Source organism: Brevundimonas sp. C43 (assembly GCF_030732185.1).
GTDB classification, from domain to species: domain Bacteria; phylum Pseudomonadota; class Alphaproteobacteria; order Caulobacterales; family Caulobacteraceae; genus Brevundimonas; species Brevundimonas diminuta_C.
Genome location: NZ_CP132231.1, coordinates 1,382,521 through 1,402,891, shown reverse-complemented (window position 1 = coordinate 1,402,891; position 20,371 = coordinate 1,382,521). Strand labels below are relative to the sequence as shown.

At 65.7% G+C, this 20,371-nt stretch carries 14 protein-coding genes; 9 read left to right on the top strand and 5 right to left on the bottom strand.

Annotated features, from left to right (window positions below):
* From Q9R14_RS07085 to rplL, 6 genes are all read left to right on the top strand, one after another.
* Entirely contained in the window at window positions 1–357 is a 357-nt protein-coding gene (locus Q9R14_RS07085; RefSeq protein ID WP_306003947.1) for a helix-turn-helix domain-containing protein, read from the top strand.
* Between the two features lie 69 nt (window positions 358–426).
* A complete protein-coding gene (locus Q9R14_RS07080) occupies window positions 427–1,509 on the top strand; it encodes an AI-2E family transporter (RefSeq protein WP_306003946.1) in 1,083 nt (360 codons plus the stop codon).
* A gap of 153 nt (window positions 1,510–1,662) precedes the next feature.
* A complete protein-coding gene (locus Q9R14_RS07075) occupies window positions 1,663–2,115 on the top strand; it encodes an NUDIX hydrolase (RefSeq protein ID WP_055754820.1) in 453 nt (150 codons plus the stop codon).
* Between the two features lie 68 nt (window positions 2,116–2,183).
* A complete protein-coding gene (locus Q9R14_RS07070; RefSeq protein WP_306003945.1) occupies window positions 2,184–2,756 on the top strand; it encodes a DUF2059 domain-containing protein in 573 nt (190 codons plus the stop codon).
* Window positions 2,757–3,066: 310 nt separating this feature from the next.
* Window positions 3,067–3,582 carry a 50S ribosomal protein L10 gene (gene rplJ / locus Q9R14_RS07065; RefSeq protein WP_055754822.1) on the top strand — a complete coding sequence of 172 codons (516 nt, stop codon included), beginning with the start codon at window positions 3,067–3,069 and terminating at the stop codon, window positions 3,580–3,582.
* A 62-nt stretch (window positions 3,583–3,644) separates the two neighbouring features.
* Window positions 3,645–4,028: a 50S ribosomal protein L7/L12 gene (rplL, locus tag Q9R14_RS07060; protein ID WP_017506702.1), complete on the top strand. Its 384-nt coding sequence runs from the start codon at window positions 3,645–3,647 to the stop codon at window positions 4,026–4,028.
* A 166-nt stretch (window positions 4,029–4,194) separates the two neighbouring features.
* Here the strand turns inward: rplL and Q9R14_RS07055 are convergent, their stop codons facing one another.
* Window positions 4,195–5,112: a PHB depolymerase family esterase gene (locus Q9R14_RS07055; protein WP_306003944.1), complete on the bottom strand. Its 918-nt coding sequence runs from the start codon at window positions 5,110–5,112 to the stop codon at window positions 4,195–4,197.
* A gap of 119 nt (window positions 5,113–5,231) precedes the next feature.
* On the opposite strand from Q9R14_RS07055, the gene Q9R14_RS07050 reads away from it, so the two are divergent.
* Complete coding sequence (locus tag Q9R14_RS07050) at window positions 5,232–5,912, top strand: type 1 glutamine amidotransferase domain-containing protein (protein ID WP_306003943.1); 681 nt, start codon at window positions 5,232–5,234, stop codon at window positions 5,910–5,912.
* A gap of 155 nt (window positions 5,913–6,067) precedes the next feature.
* Here Q9R14_RS07050 and Q9R14_RS07045 read toward each other — a convergent pair whose 3' ends face one another.
* The 4 genes from Q9R14_RS07045 to Q9R14_RS07030 form a co-directional block, all read right to left on the bottom strand.
* Window positions 6,068–8,056: a peptidase M61 gene (locus tag Q9R14_RS07045; RefSeq protein WP_306003942.1), complete on the bottom strand. Its 1,989-nt coding sequence runs from the start codon at window positions 8,054–8,056 to the stop codon at window positions 6,068–6,070.
* 235 nt (window positions 8,057–8,291) lie between these two features.
* Window positions 8,292–10,253, bottom strand: coding sequence for a peptidase M61 (locus Q9R14_RS07040; RefSeq protein ID WP_306003941.1), 1,962 nt, complete (start codon window positions 10,251–10,253; stop codon window positions 8,292–8,294).
* Window positions 10,254–10,385: 132 nt separating this feature from the next.
* A complete protein-coding gene (locus Q9R14_RS07035; RefSeq protein WP_137721394.1) occupies window positions 10,386–10,871 on the bottom strand; it encodes a hypothetical protein in 486 nt (161 codons plus the stop codon).
* Between the two features lie 132 nt (window positions 10,872–11,003).
* Window positions 11,004–11,555 (bottom strand): FKBP-type peptidyl-prolyl cis-trans isomerase, encoded by a 552-nt coding sequence (locus Q9R14_RS07030; RefSeq protein WP_306003940.1) that lies wholly within the window; start codon window positions 11,553–11,555, stop codon window positions 11,004–11,006.
* 340 nt (window positions 11,556–11,895) lie between these two features.
* Here Q9R14_RS07030 and rpoB point away from each other — a divergent pair, with 340 nt between their 5' ends.
* Entirely contained in the window at window positions 11,896–16,011 is a 4,116-nt protein-coding gene (rpoB, locus tag Q9R14_RS07025) for a DNA-directed RNA polymerase subunit beta (RefSeq protein ID WP_199060940.1), read from the top strand.
* 103 nt (window positions 16,012–16,114) lie between these two features.
* Window positions 16,115–20,311 carry a DNA-directed RNA polymerase subunit beta' gene (gene rpoC, locus Q9R14_RS07020; RefSeq protein ID WP_161640102.1) on the top strand — a complete coding sequence of 1,399 codons (4,197 nt, stop codon included), beginning with the start codon at window positions 16,115–16,117 and terminating at the stop codon, window positions 20,309–20,311.
* The last annotated feature ends 60 nt before the right edge of the window (window positions 20,312–20,371 follow it).

Genomic DNA, 20,371 nt, shown 5'->3' with positions numbered 1-20,371 from the left:
GTGTTCGCAGCGAACTGTCCGACGCGGCAACTGCTCGACCGCATCGCCGACAAATGGAGCACCCTGATCCTGATCGTGCTGGGAGAGGGGCCGATCCGCTTCAACGCCCTGAAGCAGCGGGTCGATGGGGTGTCGCAGAAGATGCTGAGCCAGACGCTGAAGGCGCTGGAGCGCGACGGGCTGGTGTCACGCTCCGTCGTGGCCACCGTGCCGGTGTCGGTGACCTATGCGGTCACGCCGCTGGGCCGAACCCTTATGGCGGCGATGCAGTCCATGATCGACTGGGCCGAGACCCGGATGCCGGAAGTCGCGGCCGCGCAAATGGCCTACGATCAGCGATCCTCCGACGTCCACTGACTTTTTTATCGCCTGCGGCGAACGGCCACGCTCGACCCGCGTTCCTGTCGCGACCTTGAAGGGGGCGACATGTTCGGACTGGGAAAACTGATGGGCGAAAAGCCCGGTGTGGGCGGCCACGACCCGTGGAAGGGTCGTCTCGCGTTCGGCGCCATCGTGCTGGTGGCGGCCTATTTCGCGGTCCAGCTGATCGTGACGCTGCAGACGCTGTGGCTGCTGATCTTCGGGGCTATCGTGGTGTCGGTGATCCTGCGCGCCTTGGCCGATCCCATCGTGCGCTGGCTGAAGGCGCCGGATCCGCTGGCCGTCTTCCTGTCGCTGCTGATCGTGGTCGCGGTCCTGGCGGGGATATTGACCCTGTTCGGAACCCAGATCACCGAACAGGTCGTGGCCCTGTCCGCCGTGGTGCCGCAAGGGTGGGAGCAGGTTCAGTCGTGGATCCAGGCCCAACCCTATGCCGCGCAGCTGCTGGAGCAGTTGCAGGGACTAGGCGGCCGTGCCGGTCAGGCGTTGCAGGTCGCTCAGAAGTTCGCCCTAGGCTTCGCATCGGGCGTCACCACTCTGGTCCTCGTCGTGGTCGCAGGCGTCTTCCTGGCGATCGAGCCCGCCAAGTCGCGCGAGGGGCTGCTGTCCATGCTGCCCATGGATCGCCGCCCGCGAATGCGCGAAGTGCTGAACAGCTGTGGCAAGGCGCTGAAAGGCTGGCTGAAGGCGCAGCTGTTCTCGATGGTTCTGGTCGGCACGCTGACAGGGGTCGGCTTGGCCATCATCGGCGTGCCGTCGGCGCTGGGGCTGGGTCTGCTGACGGGATTGGCGCAGTTCGTGCCGATCGTCGGCCCCATTGTCTCCACCGTGCCGGCTGTGCTGGTCGGCGCCACGCAAGGGTGGCAGACGGCCCTGATGACGCTGGCGCTGTATGTCGTGGTGTCTCAGCTGGAGAGCAACTTCATCACGCCGATGGTGCAGAAGAACGTCGCGAACCTGCCCGTCGTGCTGGGCATCTTCGCCGTCGTGGGCATCGGCACCCTGTTCGGGCCGCTGGGCGTGCTGTTCGCCACGCCGCTGGCGCTGGTGCTGCACACCTTGATCACCATGCTGTATCGTCAGGACGTGCTGGGCGATCCAAAGGCCAAGGCGCCCGGCGAGAAATAAATGGGACCGTCCGTGGTCTGACAACTTGACGCAGCCGTCGTGATCCCGTTTCGAGGGCGGCCGCGACCGGCAGACCTGGAACCAGACGTGAAGATTGGGCGAGCGCCAGCACGAATCGTCAGGACCGCTCAAGCGATGGGCGAGGGCTGAGGCGTGCCGCAGGCCCGGTCGAAACGCACCACCCGCTCCGAGACCCGGCAGGTCGCGGCCTTGCCGTGGCGGCTGGAAGACGGCGAGCGTCGCATCCTGATGATCACCTCGCGCGAAACGCGACGCTGGGTGATCCCCAAGGGCGGGCGGATGGTCGGCAAGAGCGATCCCGAGGCCGCCGCCCAGGAGGCGATGGAGGAGGCGGGGGTGAAGGGCGACGTCGACACTCAGTCCATCGGCGTCTTCCGATACGCCAAGGGTCTGAAAGACGGCGGCGTGCGCCAGTGCGTGGTGTCGGTCTATCCGCTGGAAGTGCTGATCCAGATGGGGGCCTGGCCCGAAGCGCATCAGCGCGAGCGCCGTTGGATGAGCCTGAGCGAGGCGGCGGATCTGGTTCATGAGCCCGACCTGGCCGCGCTGATCCGCGACTTCGACGCCACGCCGCTCGAAGATTGAGCAACCGTCGGTCGAATTCGACTGGCCTGCGGACCTGAGCCTTCCGATAAGAGGGCGGGGAGGCCATCATGATCATCACACGCACACTGGCGCTGGCTGCGTCGCTGGGTCTGGCGCTGGGTCTGAGCGCGACAGGCGCGCACGCGCAGACGGCGGCTCAATCGGAAACAGTCGTCGTCACGCGCGTCGAGCCTGCGCCGCAGGATGCCGGCTTGGCCCGCCGCAGCGCCCTGGCGCGCGAACTGATCGATCTGTCCGTCGGACCGAACTTCATGAAGGAGTTCGAGCGCGTCATGGTCGCGCAGATGGGCGAACTGGATAAGAAGGGCGGCGAAGAAGCGATTTGGGTCCGCACCAACATGCCGTCTATGGCTAGCAGAATGATCGAGCGGTTCATGGATGACTTGGCCCCAATCTACGGCTCCGTCTTCACTGAAGAAGAACTCGTCGCTCAGATCGCATTCTATCGCACGGCTGTCGGGCGCTCTGTCGCAGCGAAGACGATATCCTTGAGCATGGCCTCACAGGAGGTCGAGACCGCAGCGATGACGAACCTTCTGGTGGAGTTCGAGAGCAAATACTGCGCCCGGTTCGACTGCGGCGAGGCCGAACAGACCGGCGCCAAGCCCAGCCGGCGTTAAGCCGGGTTGATTTCCAACGACGGCGCCTGTAAGAGCGCCGCTTCCCGTCGGAGGTTCATCTTCTGACGGTCCTGTCCGAGAACTTCGGGGCGTGGGGGTCACCCAGGCCATAACTGTCAGAGGGCCCTCTGACGCCGTGGGGAGATGGGGACGCGACCTTGCGCTGTCAGCCCGCATTCCGGGACGGACGCCGTCAGACGCATCCTTCGGACAATACGACCGGCCCGACGTTTCGCAGCGATGCGACGCGCTTTGGCCAATCCGTCGTCGGGAATAAGCCCGGCGGCGAATACCAAGACTGGAGACCGCAATGGATCGCGCTCAAAAAGCCGAGTCTATCGAATCGCTCAAGGGCGTTTTCGCCGACGCCGGCAGCGTGGTCGTGACCCACAACCTGGGTCTGACCGTTGCGGAAATGGAAGATCTGCGTGGCCGTCTTCGTAAAGAAGGCGGCGCGTTCAAGGTGGTCAAGAACCGCCTGGCGCTGAAGGCGCTCGAAGCCGAGGAAGGCAGCGACTACCACAACCTGTTCAAGGGTCCCGTGGGCATCGCCTATTCCGAGAACCCAGGTACGGCCGCCAAGGTCGCCACCGAGTTCGCCAAGGCCAACGATCGTTTCAAGATCGTCGGCGGCTTCATGGGCTCGACCATCGTCGACCAGAAGGGCGTGGACGCACTGTCCAAGCTCCCGACGCTCGACGAGGTTCGCGGTCAACTCATCGGCCTGCTCAACGCGCCTGCGACCCGTATCGCCGGCGTGCTGCAAGCACCCGCCGGTCAGCTGGCTCGCGTGTTCAACGCCTACGCCACCAAGGAAGCCGCGTAAGCGGCCCAGCCTTTCATCTCTGCATCACTCTCTAAAACCAATCCTCCGAAGGAAAACTGACAATGGCTGACCTCGCCAAGATCGTCGAAGACCTGTCCGCTCTGACCGTCCTCGAAGCTGCTGAACTCTCCAAGCTGCTGGAAGAAAAGTGGGGCGTCAGCGCCGCTGCTCCGGTCGCCATGGCTGCTCCGGCCGCCGGCGGCGGCGCTCCGGCTGAAGCTGCCGAAGAGCAAACCGAATTCACCGTCGTCCTGGTCGACGGCGGCGACAAGAAGATCAACGTGATCAAGGAAGTCCGCGGCGTCCGTTCGGACCTGGGTCTGAAGGAAGCCAAGGACCTGGTCGAAGGCGCTCCGCAGAACGTCGTCGAGAACGTCTCCAAGCAACAAGCCGACGAAGTCGCCAAGAAGCTGACGGAAGCCGGCGCCAAGGTCCAGATCAAGTAAGATCTGACTTTCGGCATTTGCTGAAGATCGGAAAGGCCCGGCGGGAAACCGCCGGGTCTTTTTTGTTGGCCTATTGCAAGCTTTTGCTGGGCCTATCGCGCTTCGCGCTACTTGAGGCCGGGCGCTGGTGTGATGCGTGGAGCGCTCAGCGCTCAACGCTCAGCGCTCAGCGCTGCGGGCGGGTGCGGGCGGCGAAGAAGGCCCACAGGGCGTCGTTGTCGGCGACCCAGCTGTGGCCGCCGCCGGCCGTGATGCGGCCCACCACGTCGGCGCCGTCGCGGCAGGCGGCGTAGCCCTCTTCATAGACCATGTCGGCGATCCAGCGGGTGTCGCGCACCTGGGTGCAGCCGTTCAGCTGGGCCCAGCGCTGTTCGGCGGCGTGCATGGTGTAGCTCCAGTAGCCTGCACCGCCGCCCTGGATCGGATTGGTGGTGTCGGCGTCGCCGGCGAAGGCGATGACCGGCATGGGGTGCGAAGGGCGACAGGTGGCGGGATCCGGCTCCTGCGGGCGGTCCTTTCTGGGATTGCCGGCGCGCAAGCCGACGACCGGGGCGATGGCGGCGAAACGGTCGGCGGCGACGCAACCCAGCCAGGACGCCATCCGCCCGCCGCCCGACAGGCCCGTCGCATAGACGCGGCTGTCATCGACGCAGCCCTGGTCGGCCAGATAATCGATGGCGCCCGTCAGATAGGCGACGTCGTCTGCATCGCCGGGACCGGGGACTGCGCCGGTGACGGTCGGCACGCCGGGGATGTTCCAGACGAACCCTTGATCGATCGGAATCCCGGCGTCGGGCGCGGCGACGATGAAGCCGTGCCGATCCGCCGCCTCCGCCAGGCCGGAAGACGCCAGCATCTTCTCTCCCGTGCCGCCGCTGCCGTGCAGCAGGAAGACCAGAGGCGCCGGCTTTGCAGGGTCGAAACCAGCAGGCAGGTGGATCCGCATGGTGCGTCCGGTGCGGCCGATGGCGACGGCCTGGGTCGCTCCCGACTGTCCGATGTTGCAGGGGCCGGCCGCCTGCGCCGACGGGCTGAAGATCATCAGGCCCATCAGGGCGGCGAACAGACCGAGCCAAGGCTTCATGCGACGTCGTCTCCGCTGATCGAGGCCGGCAGGGTGGGATGTTTTCGGCATCGAGGCCAGTCTTGAGCGGCGCCGTGCGGCTTCCCATCTGTGGACACCCCAAGACGGAGCCATCCCCTATGAAAATTCTGTTGGTGCTGACGTCGCACGATCAACTCGGCGACACGGGCAAGAAGACCGGCTTCTGGCTGGAAGAACTGGCGGCGCCCTATTACGCGCTGAAGGATGCGGGCGCGGAGATCGTGCTGGCCTCGCCCAAGGGCGGTCAGCCGCCGCTGGACCCCAAGAGCGACGACCCCGACGCCCAGACCGACGATACGCGCCGGTTCAAGGCCGACCCCGAAGCCCAAGCCGCCCTGGCCTCGACCGTCGTCCTGTCGTCGGTGAAGGCCGAGGATTTCGACGCCGTCTTCTATCCCGGCGGACACGGACCGCTGTGGGACCTGGCGAACGACGCCGACTCCATCGCCCTGATCGAGGCCTTCGCCAAGGCGGACAAGCCGACCGGCTTCGTCTGCCATGCGCCCGGCGTGCTGAAGTCGGTGAACGGACCGGACGGCAAGCCGCTGGTCAACGGCCGTAAGGTGACCGGCTTCACCAACTCCGAAGAGGAGGCCGTGGGCCTGACCGATGTGGTGCCGTTCCTGGTCGAGAACGTGCTGATCGCCAACGGCGGCGACTACTCCAAGGGGCCGGACTGGGGCTCCTATGTGTTGACCGACGGCAAGCTGGTGACCGGCCAGAACCCCGGCTCGTCGCACGCGGCGGCCGAGGCGTTGCTGAAGCTGTTGAAAGCGTAAGGAAAAACTGTCTCCTCCCCGCGATGCGGGGAGGGGGACCGCGAAGCGGTGGAGGGGTTCTTGAAGTCCCACAGACCTATAGAGCCCCTCCGTCGCGACGCGAAGGCGCGCCGCGCCACCTCCCCACCGAGTGGGGAGGAGACAGTCGCCCAGAGTTAGCGCCGTCGAGGCGCGAGGATGTCGGACAGGCGATCCGGCGCGCCCTCGATCCGCTCCAGGCGGGGGTAGCGCAGGCCGTCGTGATAGGCGAAGGTCACCGTTCGGAAGCGATCGCCGGATTTCAGCAACAGTTCGATCGGGGCGACGGTCCCTTTCGCCGCCGTGACGGCGTCGCGCAGGACCTCGGCCGAGCCGGCCTTGCCGTTGACGGCGACCAGGCTCCAGCCGGCGCCGAGGCCTTGCTCGAAGGCGGGGCCGCCCCAACGGATGTTGGTCAGCTTGTCGCCAGACAGGGTGAAGCCCAGCGAATACTGGAAGTCGTTGGCCCAGCCGCTCTGGACCGACTTCTCCGCTGCCGAGGGCGTGTCGGTGTAGGTCAGTCGCCAGCCGCCACGCTCGATCCCGGCCAGCGGCGCCCTGGCGTCAGGACCGACGGCGTCCAGACGGGTGCGAAGGAAGGCCGCCCAGTCATGAGGATAGACGGCGTTCAGGGCCGCGACGACGTCTTCGAATGTGTAGCCCTGAGGCGCCCATTCGCCGTCGTCATGACCGAAGAAGCCCCTGGCGAAATCATCCAACGACTTGCGGCCGTTGGTGCCCTCGCGGATCAGGGTGTCGGCGTCCAGCCAGACCAGCAGGCTTTCGCGGTAGTAGTCGCCGGTGCCGCGCATCCATGAGGTGAACTGGCCCGGCACGCGATAGCCCAGCAGATTATGGTTGTTGGTGTCCTGCAAGGCGCGCCACTGGCGGCCCGGCTGGTTGTCATAGAAGGCGGCGACGCTGGCCAGGGTGGCCAGGGCCACGTCCTTGGAATGCAGGCCCGAACGGGCGGCCAGCACATCGCCCCAATATTCGGTCTGACCCTCATAAACCCACAGCAGGGTGTTCTGGGTCGGGACGTTGTGGTTGGCGGTCAGCTCGTCCGCCGGACGCATGAACTTGCCGTTCCAGGAGTGGGTGTACTCGTGGGGCAGCAGGCCCCGGTCGCCGGCGCTCTTGGTCCAGTTGGTGAAGAAGTCGGGCGCGCCGGTGTTCTCGGACGAGCGATGATGCTCCAGCCCGATGCCGCCCATCTGATCGGTCAGGGCGAAAAGGAATTCGTAGTTGTCGAAGTGGCGGGCGCCGAACAGGCGGTCGGCCTGCTGGACCATGTTCTCGAACAGTTTCAGCTGGTCGTCGGTGGCGGCCAGACCCTTGGCCTCGTCGGCCAGGATGTTCAGGTGGACCCTTGATTCAGACGAGGCGCTGCTGGGGTCGATGTCCACGCGGCGGTAGTGGGCGCCGGCGAAGATGGGGCTGTCGATCAGGGTGTAGAGGTCGGTGGGCGCGAAGGTCGCCACGTCGCCGTCCTGGGACGCCGTGGTCAGGGCGGTGCCGTATTTCCAGCCGGCGGGCAGGACCACCGAGGGGGCGACCTGGATCTGGCGGCTGAAATAGCCGGCCGGATAGAGGATGGCCTTTTCCCACTGCAGGTTGACCATGGCCGGGGTCATCAGCACACGCCAGTTGGAGGCGTCGGGTTGGGTCAGTTGCTGGAACTGCACGTCGATGCTGGTCACGCCCGCCGGGATGTCGAGATGGAAGGCGTAAGGATCCAGGGTGTCGCGCAGCCACTCGATCCGCTGGCCGTTGGCGGTGACGGTCAGGCCGGCCAACAGCTGGATCGGGCCGGTGGCGGCGTGGTTGCCCGGCAGGAACTTGGGATAGAGCAGGGTCAGCGGGCCGGGGCCGGCGACCGGTATGGTCTGGCTGACGCGGATGATGCGGCGGTCCAGGTCGGTGATGTCGGCGCGGTACTGGATCACCCCCGGATAGGGCTTGTCCTGCGGCGCCGGGATGGCCGGCTGGGCGCGGGGCAGGGCCAGCGGCGCCTGGGTCGCATCGGTGACGACCGGAGTGGACTGGAAGGTCTGAGCCAAAACTGGCGAAGCGGCGGCCGTCATCAAAACGGCGAAGCAGGCGGCGGTCAGGCGGTTACGCGGCATTCGGTCATCCACATCGGCAGGGGAGCCGCACCGTCAGGGGCGAGGGGCGATGCGTCAAGGGACAGATGGCCGCGACCCTGAACCCTCTCCCGTTGGGAGAGGGCTTGAGCGCACGACGGCGAAGCCGGCGTTCTGGCGTGAAAGGGTGAGGGTCGGGTGCGCGAGTTGGCCCGCCATCCGACCCTCATCCGACCCCATCGGGGCCACCTTCTCCCAACGGGAGAAGGGCAGTAACTCACCGCCGACGCGGCGTCAGGATGTCGCCCAGGCGGTCGGGCGTGCCGGGGATGCGTTCCAGGCGGGGGTAGCGCAGGCCGTCGTGATAGTCGAAGACGACGGTGCGGTATTGCTCGTCATCCTTGACGATCAGGGTGACGGGCGTCGACGGATCCTTGGCCGCGGTGACGGCCTCGGCCAGGCGTTCGGCGCTGGCGGCCTGCCCGTTGACGGCGACGATCTCCATCCCGGCGGCGAGGCCCGACTTGAAGGCCAGACCGTTCCACTGGACGCTGCGAATCTTGTTGCCCTCGCCGGTCTGGAAGCCCAGCGAATAGGTGAAGTCGATGCGTTTCAGCTCGGAGTACAGGGTCTTCATATAATCGGTGGGCTTGTCCGAATAGGCCAGCCGCCACCCGCCGCGCGCCAGACCGTCCAGCGGGGCGCGGGCCTCGGGGCCGTCGGCGTCCAGGCGGGTGCGCAGGAAGGTCGCCCAATCGTTGGCGACGACGCCGTTCAGGGCCGCGACCACATCCTCGAACGTATAGGGGGCTGGCGTGTAGCTGCCATCCTGGACGCCGTAGAAGGCGCGGGCGAAGTCGTCGAGCGACTTCCGGCCGCCGGTCTTTTCGCGGATCGTCGTGTCGACGTCGAGCCAGATCAACTGGCCCTCGGAATAGTAGTCCTCGTCGCGCTGCCACGACAGCCAGCCCTTGGGCTGGCGCTGGCTGATGATCGGATCGTTGGTCGTGTCCTGCATCGCGCGCCATTCGCGGCCGACGCGCGTGTCGAACGTCGCGGCGGTCATGGCCAGGGCGTCCATCGCCTGTTGCTTGCTCAGCAGGCCCGAGCGGGCGGCGATCACCTGGCCATAGTACTGGGTCTGGCCCTCGTAGACCCACAGCAGGCTGTTCTGCAGCGGGCTGTTGAAGTTGGGCACATACTGGTCGGCGGGGCGGCGCCATTTGCCGTCCCAGGAGTGGTTCATTTCGTGGCTGAGCAGGTCACGGTCGGACAGATGAGTGTCCCAGCCGGTGAAGAAGGCGGGATCGACCGAGTTTTCCGAACTGCGGTGATGCTCCAGCCCGATGCCGCCCAGCTTGTCCGTCATGGCGATCAGGAAGTCGTAGTGGTCGAAATGGCGCGCGCCATACAGGCGGTCCATCTGGGCGACCAGATTGCGCAGGATCTGGATCTGCTCGTCGGTGGCGTTCAGGCTGTCGGCCTTGTCCGCGACGATGTTGGCGCGAACGGGCGAGCGGCCGCCGGGATCGAGGTCGATCTGGCGATAGTGGACGCCGGCGAAGACCGGGCTGTCGATCAGCACTTCCAGATTGACGGGCTTGAACGTCTGGACGTCGCCGGCCTTGCTTTCGGGCTCCAGCGCGGTGCCGAACTGCCATCCGGCCGGGAATTTGACCGTGGGCTGGACCGTGATGTTCCGCGACCAGTGGCCGGCGGGATAGAGCAGCATCTTCTCCCACTGGATGTTCAGCATCTCGGGCGTCATCGTGATGCGGCCCTGATTGCCGGTCGTCGGCGACAGGTGCTGCAGGGTGATGTCCAGCGCGGTCGCACCGGCCGGGACGACCACGTGGTAGGCGAAGGGATGCAGGGTGTCGCGCACCCACTGCACCCGCTGGCCGTTCGCCATGATCTCGATGCCGGCCAACTGCGCGATGGGGCCGACGGGGCCGTGGTTGCCCGGCAGCCATTCGGGGAAGAACAGCGTCATCGGGCCCGCCTGGGCGACCGGGATCGTTTCCTTCACCGCAAAGATGTGCTGGGCCAGATTGGTGGCGTCGACGTCCAGGGTGATGACGCCGGGATAGGCGACGTCCCGCGCATCCGGAATCGCAGGCAGGGGCGCGGGCAGGGCGGGCGGCGTGGTCGAGGCCTGCTGCGCCAGGGCGGCCGGGGCGGTCGAGACGAGCAGAAGAGCGAGGCCGAGAGGGGCGGCGCGCAGGCAAGAACGGATCATCGAGGACTCTTCAGGCGACTGGGGGAGCCGCGACAGTCCGACGCAGGCGGCGGGGCGTCAAGCGTCAGCGCTGATCCGAAATTGCACTGCACCGCGAAAACGCGTGCAAAATGCAAGGACGTCCAATTGGGATCAGTCCTCCTCCATCGGACGCAGGGGCGGCGTGGTGGGCAGATTGTGCTGCCGTTTCGGGTCGTTGGCCATGCCCCGGTAGTAGCGCACGGCATGGTCGTCGATCTTGGCGATGGCCTCCAGATCCTTGTGCAGCCGGGACCAGCCCCGCGCCTCGATCAGCTTGCCGTCGATCATCGCCCGTGAAGCATTGGCCCAGGCCAGACGCGCCATGTCGGCGGCGTTGCAGGGCAGGCGCTGGTCGATGGCGTCCAACTCATAGGCGTCCAGCGGTTCGAAAACCGCGCCGTGCGGCTGGTCCGATCGGCGCCATCCTTCCGTACGAGCGCGCCAACGGAAGGTCGACAGGCTGAGGCCGTGGCGCGCGCAGACCTCCTGTGCGAAACCCCCGGCGAGATAGTCTTTGCGCGCGGCGGCCCAGGTTGCGGCGGACCGTCGGGTCCAGTCGGGCGAGTTCGGATTGGGATCGGAGATGTCATCGGTCATGCCGCCCATGATGCGGGCGGCGTCGGCTATGGCCGGAACAATGACGCTTGGCGCGCCCAAGCCGTTGAATAGGCAGCGGTCAGGATGTCGAAATAGGATGGAGCGCGGTCGCCAGCCATCCTGTTTCGGTCTTCAGCCCGGCTTGACGTCCAGCAGTTCGACAGAGAAGCGCAGGGTGGAGTTGGGGGGCAGTTCGTCGCCGCCGACCCAGCGCGAGCCGTAGCCCAGCGAGGCGGGGATGACGAACTCGTAGATCTCTCCGACGCGCATCAGGGCCAAGCCCTCAGTCCAGCCCTTGATGACGCGATTCAGCGGAAACTCGGCCGGTTCGTTGCGGGCGTAGGAACTGTCGAACTCGCGCCCGTCAATGAAGGTGCCGCGATAGTGGACCTTGACCGTGTCGGTCGCCTTGGGCTGCGCGCCCTCGGGGTGGGCCTTGCCGACGCGGCGATATTGCAGGCCGCTTTCGGTGGTGGTCCAGCCGCGCCGCGCGCCGTTCCAGGCGAGGTAGGCGGTATTGCCGGCGTCCCAGGCCTGCTGCGGCGTTAGCGCCCCCTGGCCGTTGACCTGATCAGCGGCGCGCGCGGCGGCCGAAGCCGTCTCGGCATAGGTCACCGGCTCGCGATGGGTGGCGCAGGCGGAGAGGGCGAGAGCGGCGAGCAGGGGCAGGGCGATCCGTGTCATAAGGCGACGCTAGATCAGCCCATCGTCGCTCGCAACGAGATTGGTCGCCTCTGTCGAAAAGGTTCCCTGGGGCCTTTATTTCGTCGCGAATGCGCGTATATGTGCGCGCTCCGCAACACTCCACATGAGTCTGCGCGCAAGCGCCGAGGCCCGGTCCGTCGCCCTCCGACCGAGCGAAGGCGCGGCTCCTTCCCAGGGAGCCGGTCCATTTCAGGCGTCCTGGCCCGGCAGCGGGCCGAGGGTGGATGCCGAAACCCTGGCTGCGGACGCGGAAACGCGCGCCGTGGCTGCTGCATTTCACGCACGTCTTCCCCGGGACGTGCGCCATGGGAAACACTGAATGACTGACGTCGCCCACGATCTCGCCATCAACGGTCAGATCGCTTCCGCCACCTCGTTCACCGGCAAGAAGCGCATCCGCAAATCCTTCGGGCGTATCCCCGAAGCGATCGCGATGCCGAACCTGATCGAGGTTCAGCGCGCCTCCTACGAACAGTTCCTGCAGCGCGAGGTCCGTCCGGGCGTCCGTAAGGAGCAAGGCATCGAGGCGGTCTTCAAGTCGGTGTTCCCGATCAAGGACTTCAACGAACGCGCCATCCTCGAATACGTCTCGTACGAGTTCGAAGAGCCGAAGTACGACGTCGAAGAGTGCATTCAGCGCGACATGACCTATGCCGCGCCGCTGAAGGTCAAGCTGCGCCTGATCGTGTTCGAAACCGACGAGGAAACGGGAGCCCGTTCGGTTAAGGACATCAAGGAGCAGGACGTCTACATGGGCGACATCCCGCTCATGACGGACAAGGGCACCTTCATCGTCAACGGCACCGAGCGCGTGATCGTCTCGCAGATGCACCGTTCGCCAGGCGTCTTCTTCGATCACGACAAGGGCAAGACGCACTCGTCGGGCAAGCTGCTGTTCGCCGCCCGCGTGATCCCGTACCGCGGCTCGTGGCTCGACTTCGAGTTCGACGCCAAGGACGTGGTCTATGTGCGCATCGACCGCCGCCGCAAGCTGCCCGCCACGACCTTCCTGATGGGTCTGGGCATGGACGGCGAAGAAATCCTGAAGACCTTCTACGAGACCGTGCCTTACGAGAAGCGCGGCGAAGGCTGGGTCACGCCCTACAAGGCCGAGCGCTGGCGCGGGGTTAAGCCGGAGTTCGACCTGATCGACGCCGACACCGGCGAAGTGGTCGCCCAGGCCGGTCAGAAGATCAGCGCCCGCGCCGCCAAGAAGCTGGGCGAGACGACGACCTCGCTGTCGCTGGCCGCCGACGCCCTGGTCACCAAGTATCTGGCCAATGACGCCGTCAACTTCGAGACCGGCGAAATCTTCGCCGAGGCCGGCGACGAACTGGACGCCCCAACCATCGAAGTGCTGGAGCAAAACGGCTTCACCACCATCGAAGTGCTGGACATCGACCACGTCACGGTCGGCGCCTACATGCGCAACACCCTGCGCGTGGACAAGAACGACAACCGCGAAGACGCCCTGTTCGACGTCTATCGCGTGATGCGTCCGGGCGAGCCGCCCACCCCGGAAGCCGCCGAGGCCATGTTCAACTCGCTGTTCTTCGACAGCGAACGCTACGACCTGTCGGCCGTCGGCCGGGTCAAGATGAACATGCGTCTGGAAAGCCCCGAGGTCTCCGACGAGATCCGCGTCCTGCGCAAGGAAGACGTGCTGAAGGTGCTGCAGATCCTGGTCGGCCTGAAGGACGGCCGCGGCGAGATCGACGACATCGACAACCTGGGCAACCGCCGGGTCCGTTCGGTCGGCGAGCTGCTGGAAAACCAGTACCGCGTCGGTCTGCTGCGCATGGAGCGCGCCATCAAGGAGCGCATGTCCTCGGTCGATATCGACACGGTCATGCCGCACGACCTGATCAACGCCAAGCCGGCCGCCGCCGCGGTTCGCGAGTTCTTCGGTTCGTCGCAGCTCTCGCAGTTCATGGACCAGACGAACCCGCTGTCGGAAATCACCCACAAGCGTCGTCTGTCGGCGCTTGGCCCGGGCGGTCTGACGCGTGAGCGCGCGGGCTTCGAAGTCCGCGACGTGCACCCGACCCACTACGGCCGCATCTGCCCGATCGAAACGCCGGAAGGCCCGAACATCGGCCTGATCAACTCGCTGGCCACCCACGCGCGCGTCAACAAGTACGGCTTCATCGAGAGCCCGTACCGCCGCGTGAAGGACGGCCAGGCCCAGGGCGAGGTGGTCTACATCTCGGCCATGGAAGAGTCGAAGTACACGATCGCTCAGGCCAACATCGAACTGAAGAACGGCCAGATCGTCGAGGACCTGGTCCCCGGCCGGATCAACGGTGAATCCCAGCTCCTGAACAAGGACGCCGTGGACATGATGGACGTGTCGCCGAAACAGGTCGTTTCGGTCGCCGCGGCCTTGATCCCGTTCCTGGAAAACGACGACGCCAACCGCGCGCTGATGGGCGCCAACATGCAACGTCAGGCCGTGCCTCTGGTGCAGTCGGACGCGCCGCTGGTCGGCACCGGCATGGAAGCGGTCGTGGCCGTGGACTCAGGCGCCGTCGTGGTCGCCCGTCGTGACGGCGTCGTCGAACAGATCGACGGCACGCGGATCGTCGTGCGCGCCACCGGCGACGTGGACGCCGCCCGCTCGGGCGTCGACATCTACCGCCTGTCGAAGTTCCAGCGTTCGAACCAGTCGACCTGCATCAACCAGCGCCCGATCGTGCGCGTGGGCGATCAGGTGAAGGGTGGCGATGTCATCGCCGACGGTCCGTCGACGGACCTGGGCGAACTGGCTCTGGGCCGCAACGCCCTGGTCGCCTTCATGCCCTGGAACGGCTACAACTTCGAAGACTCCATCCTGATCTCCGAGCGCATCGTGCGCGACGACGTCTTCACCTCGATCCACCTGGAAGAGTTCGAAGTCGCCGCCCGCGATACGAAGCTTGGCCCTGAGGAAATCACGCGCGACATCCCCAACGTCGGCGAGGAAGCCCTGCGCAACCTCGACGAAGCGGGCATCGTGGCCATCGGCGCCGAGGTCCAGCCGGGCGATATCCTGGTCGGCAAGGTCACGCCGAAGGGTGAGTCGCCCATGACGCCGGAAGAGAAGCTGCTGCGCGCCATCTTCGGCGAGAAGGCTTCGGACGTGCGCGACACCTCCCTGCGCCTGCCGCCCGGCGTCGCCGGCACGATCGTCGACGTTCGCGTCTTCAACCGTCACGGCGTCGACAAGGACGAGCGCGCCATGGCGATCGAACGCGCCGAGATCGAACGTCTGGGCAAGGACCGCGACGACGAGCTCAAGATCCTGGAGCGCAACGTCTATGGCCGCCTGAAGCCGCTGATCGTCGGCAAGAACGCCGTGTCGGGGCCCAAGGGCATCGGCCGCGGCGAACTGACCGAAGAGAAGCTGGCCGAGGTCAGCCGTGGTCTGTGGTGGCAGATCGCCCTGGACGACGAGAAGGCCATGGGCGAGCTGGAAGCGATGAAGCGCCAGTTCGAGGACGCTCGCAAGCAACTCGACCGTCGTTTCGAAGACAAGGTCGAGAAGCTGCAACGCGGCGACGAACTGCCCCCCGGCGTGATGAAGATGGTCAAGGTCTTCGTGGCCGTGAAGCGCAAGCTTCAGCCCGGCGACAAGATGGCCGGCCGTCACGGCAACAAGGGCGTCATCTCCAAGATCCTGCCGATCGAGGACATGCCGCACCTGGAAGACGGCACGCACGTCGACGTCGTTCTGAACCCGCTGGGCGTGCCGTCGCGCATGAACATCGGCCAGATCTTCGAGACCCACCTGGGTTGGGCCGCCGCCGGTCTGGGCAAGCAGATCTCCGGTCTGCTGGAAGCCTGGCAAGGGGGTGGTCAGAAGCAGGCTCTGGTCGAGCGTTTGACCGAAATCTACGGCCCGGAAACCCCGCTGCCGGAAGATGAGGAAGAACTGGTCGAACTGGCGAAGAACCTGTCCAAGGGCGTGCCCTTCGCGACCCCGGTCTTCGACGGCGCCCACATCAGCGACATCGAGCGTCTGCTGGAAGAGGCGGGGCTGAACAAGTCGGCCCAGTCGATCCTGTACGACGGCCAGACCGGCGAGCAGTTCAAGCGCCCGGTCACGGTCGGCTACATCTACATGCTGAAGCTGCACCACCTGGTCGACGACAAGATCCACGCCCGCTCCATCGGCCCGTACTCGCTGGTCACCCAGCAGCCGCTGGGCGGCAAGGCGCAGTTCGGCGGTCAGCGCTTCGGGGAAATGGAGGTCTGGGCTCTGGAAGCTTACGGCGCCGCCTACACCCTGCAGGAGATGCTGACGGTGAAGTCCGACGACGTGGCCGGCCGGACCAAGGTCTACGAGGCCATCGTCCGTGGCGACGACAGCTTCGAGGCCGGCATTCCCGAGAGCTTCAACGTGCTCATCAAGGAAATGCGTTCGCTGGGTCTGAACGTGGAGCTGGGGAACAGCTGATCCGGATCACGAGCCCTCTCTCGCCACGGCGGGGGAGGGCGATCCCTCCGCTTTTCTCCGTTCTGAATAATTTTCGCGGGTCAGCCCCGCAGAAGGAATCAAGATGAACCAGGAAGTCCTGAACATCTTCAACCCGGTCCCGGTCACCCCGACCTTTGACCAGATCAAGATCGCCCTGGCCTCGCCCGAGAAGATCCGTTCGTGGTCGTTCGGCGAGATCAAGAAGCCGGAAACCATCAACTACCGCACGTTCAAGCCCGAGCGTGACGGCCTGTTCTGCGCACGTATCTTTGGCCCGACCAAGGACTACGAATGCCTGTGCGGCAAGTACAAGCGCATGAAGTACAAGGGCATCATCTGCGAGAAGTGCGGCGTCGAAGTCACCCTGGCCCGCGTTCGCCGCGAGCGCATGGGTCACATTGACCTGGCTGCGCCGGTCGCCCACATCTGGTTCCTGAAGTCGCTGCCCAGCCGCATCTCGCTGATGCTGGACATGGCGCTGAAGGACGTCGAGCGCGTCCTGTACTTCGAGAACTACATCGTCACCGAGCCGGGCCTGACCCCGCTGAAGCAGAACCAACTGCTGACGGAAGACGAGTTCTATCGCTACCAGGAAGAGTTCGGCGATGACGGCTTTACCGCCGAAATCGGCGCCGAGGCCGTCCGCAACCTGCTGATGGGCATCGACCTGAACGCGGAAGCCGAAAAGCACCGCGCCGAGCTGGCCGACAATCCCTCGGAAATGAAGGCCAAGAAGGCGTCCAAGCGCCTGAAGCTGATCGAGGCCTTCCTGGAATCGGGCAACAAGCCCGAGTGGATGATCCTGACGATCGTGCCGGTCATCCCGCCGGAACTGCGTCCGCTGGTGCCGCTGGACGGCGGTCGTTTCGCGACCTCCGACCTGAACGACCTGTATCGCCGCGTCATCAACCGCAACAACCGCCTGAAGCGCCTGATGGAGCTGCGCGCGCCGGACATCATCATCCGTAACGAAAAGCGGATGCTGCAGGAGTCGGTCGACGCCCTGTTCGACAATGGCCGTCGCGGTCGCGTCATCACGGGCGCCAACAAGCGTCCGCTGAAGTCGCTGGCCGACATGCTGAAGGGCAAGCAGGGTCGCTTCCGTCAGAACCTGCTGGGCAAGCGCGTCGACTATTCGGGCCGTTCGGTCATCACCGTGGGTCCGGAACTGAAGCTGCACGAGTGCGGCCTGCCCAAGAAGATGGCGCTGGAGCTGTTCAAGCCGTTCATCTATGCGCGCCTTGACGCCAAGGGCCTGTCGGGCACCGTCAAGCAATCCAAGCGCATGGTCGAGCGCGAGCAGCCCGCCGTCTGGGACATCCTAGACGAGGTCATCCGCGAGCACCCGGTTCTGCTGAACCGCGCGCCGACGCTTCACCGTCTGGGCATCCAGGCGTTCGAGCCCAAGCTGATCGAGGGCAAGGCCATCCGCCTGCACCCGCTGGTCTGCACCGCCTTCAACGCCGACTTCGACGGCGACCAGATGGCCGTTCACGTCCCGCTGAGCCTCGAGGCCCAGCTGGAAGCGCGCGTCCTGATGATGTCGACCAACAACATCCTGTCGCCCGCCAACGGCAAGCCGATCATCGTGCCGTCGCAGGACATCGTCCTGGGCCTGTACTATCTGTCGCTGGTCAAGGACGGCGAGCCGGGCGAAGGCAAGCTGTTCGCCAACATCGGCGAGATCGATGCGGCGCTGGACGCCAAGGTCGTCACCCTGCACACGCGCATCAAGGCGCGCTGGACGGAACAGGACGCCGAAGGCAAGGAGGTGACCAAGGTCATCGACACCACGCCGGGTCGCATGAAGCTGGCCGCCCTGCTGCCGCGCAACCCGAACGTCGGCTATCGCCTGCTCGAGAAGAACCTGACCAAGAAGGAAATCGGCAATCTGATCGACGTGGTCTATCGCCACTGCGGTCAGAAGGCGACGGTCATCTTCGCCGACCAGATGATGGGCCTGGGCTTCCGCGAAGCCGCCAAGGCCGGCATTTCGTTCGGCAAGGACGACATCGTGATCCCGGCCAAGAAGGTCGAGCTGGTCGCCGAGACCCGCACCCAGGTCGAGGAGTACGAGCAACAGTACGCCGACGGCCTGATCACGCGCGGCGAGAAGTACAACAAGGTGGTCGACGCCTGGTCCAAGGCCACGGACCGGATCGCCGACGCCATGATGGGCGAGATCGCGCAACCGCGCGTGCTGATCGAGGGTGAAAACCCCGACATCAACTCGGTCTTCATGATGGCCAACTCCGGCGCCCGGGGTTCGCAGGCGCAGATGAAGCAACTGGGCGGCATGCGCGGCCTGATGGCCAAGCCGTCCGGCGAGATCATCGAGACGCCGATCACCTCGAACTTCAAGGAAGGCCTGACCGTCCTTGAATACTTCAACTCCACCCACGGCGCCCGCAAGGGTCTGGCCGACACCGCGCTGAAGACCGCCAACTCGGGTTATCTGACCCGTCGTCTGGTGGACGTGGCGCAGGACTCCATCGTCACCGAGCAGGATTGCGGCTCGACGCGCGGCATCACCCTGCGTGCGGTGATGGAAGGCGGCGACGTGCTGGTCTCGCTGGGTCAGCGCATCCTGGGTCGCTATGCGGCCGAGGACATCAAGGAGCCGGGCACAGACACCGTCCTGTTCCCCGCCGACACCTATCTGGTGGAAGAAGTCGCCGAGGCCGTCGAGGCTGCGGGCGTCCAGTCGGTCAAGGTCCGTTCGGCCCTGACCTGCGAGGCGGACGCCGGCATCTGCGCCCACTGCTACGGCCGTGACCTGGCGCGCGGCACCAACGTCAACATCGGCGAAGCGGTCGGCGTCATCGCCGCCCAGTCGATCGGCGAGCCGGGCACCCAGCTGACGATGCGGACCTTCCACATCGGCGGTACGGCCCAGGTGGCGGAAACCTCCTTCATGGAGGCGACCAACGCCGGTACGGCCAAGGTCACCGGCCCGACCGTCGTCGCGGCCCACGGCGACCTGGTGGCCATGAGCCGCAACGTCATCGTGACAGTGGTCGTGGACGGCAAGGACCGCGAGACGCACAAGGCTCCTTACGGCGCCCGCATCCGCGTCAAGGACGGCGACGAGGTCAAGAAGAACCAGCGCCTGGCGGAGTGGGACCCCTACACCACCCCGATCCTGACGGAAGTCGGCGGCGTCGTGCGCTTCGAGGACCTGGTCGAAGGCCTGTCGGTCAAGGAAGAAACCGACGAAGCGACGGGCATCGCCCAGCGCGTCGTCAGCGACTGGCGCGCCAGCCCGCGTGGTTCGGACCTGCGTCCGGCCATGGGCGTCACCCTGGGCGACGCCTACGCCAAGCTGTCGTCCGGTTCGGACGCCCGCTATCTGCTGCCCGTGGGCGCGGTTCTGTCCGTGTCGAACGGCGATGAGGTCAAGCCGGGCGAGATCATCGCCCGCGTTCCGACCGAAGGCGCCAAGACCCGCGACATCACCGGCGGTCTGCCGCGCGTCGCCGAACTGTTCGAAGCTCGCCGTCCGAAGGACTGCGCGGTCATCGCCGAGATGGATGGTCGCGTCGAATTCGGTCGCGACTACAAGAACAAGCGTCGCATCAAGATCACGCCCGAGCCCAACGCCGACGGCGTGCAGGGCGAACCGGTCGAGTTCCTGATCCCGAAGGGCAAGCACATCTCCGTCCACGACGGCGATCTGATCCAGAAGGGCGACTACATCATCGACGGCAACCCGGATCCGCACGATCTGCTGCGCATCCAGGGCGTCGAGGCGCTGGCCGAGTATCTGGTGAACGAAGTGCAGGAGGTCTATCGACTGCAGGGCGTGCCGATCAACGACAAGCACATCGAAGTCATCGTGCGTCAGATGCTGCAGAAGGTGGAAGTGCTGGATTCGGGTGAAACCACCCTGATCCGCGGCGACACCGTCGAAGTGGCCGAAGCCGTTCTGGAAAACGCCAAGGTCGAGAAGCGTGGCGGCCGTCTGGCCACCACCCAGCCCGTCCTGCTGGGCATCACCAAGGCGTCGCTGCAAACCCGCAGCTTCATCTCGGCGGCGTCCTTCCAGGAGACCACCCGCGTCCTCACCGACGCCTCGGTCCACGGCAAGAAGGACATGCTGGAAGGCCTGAAGGAAAACGTCATCGTCGGCCGCCTGATCCCGGCCGGCACCGGCGCCTACCTGCGCAGCCTGCAGAAGATCGCCAACGCGCGTGATGCAGAACTGACCTCGGCCCTGGAAGAGGCGATCGAGCCGCTGCCGGCCGATCTGCAACTGGAGCTGGAGAGCAGCGAGAGCTGATCTTCCGCTTCAGAAGCGAAGACATGAAGGGGGCGGCGCCGGCGACGGCGTCGCCCTTAT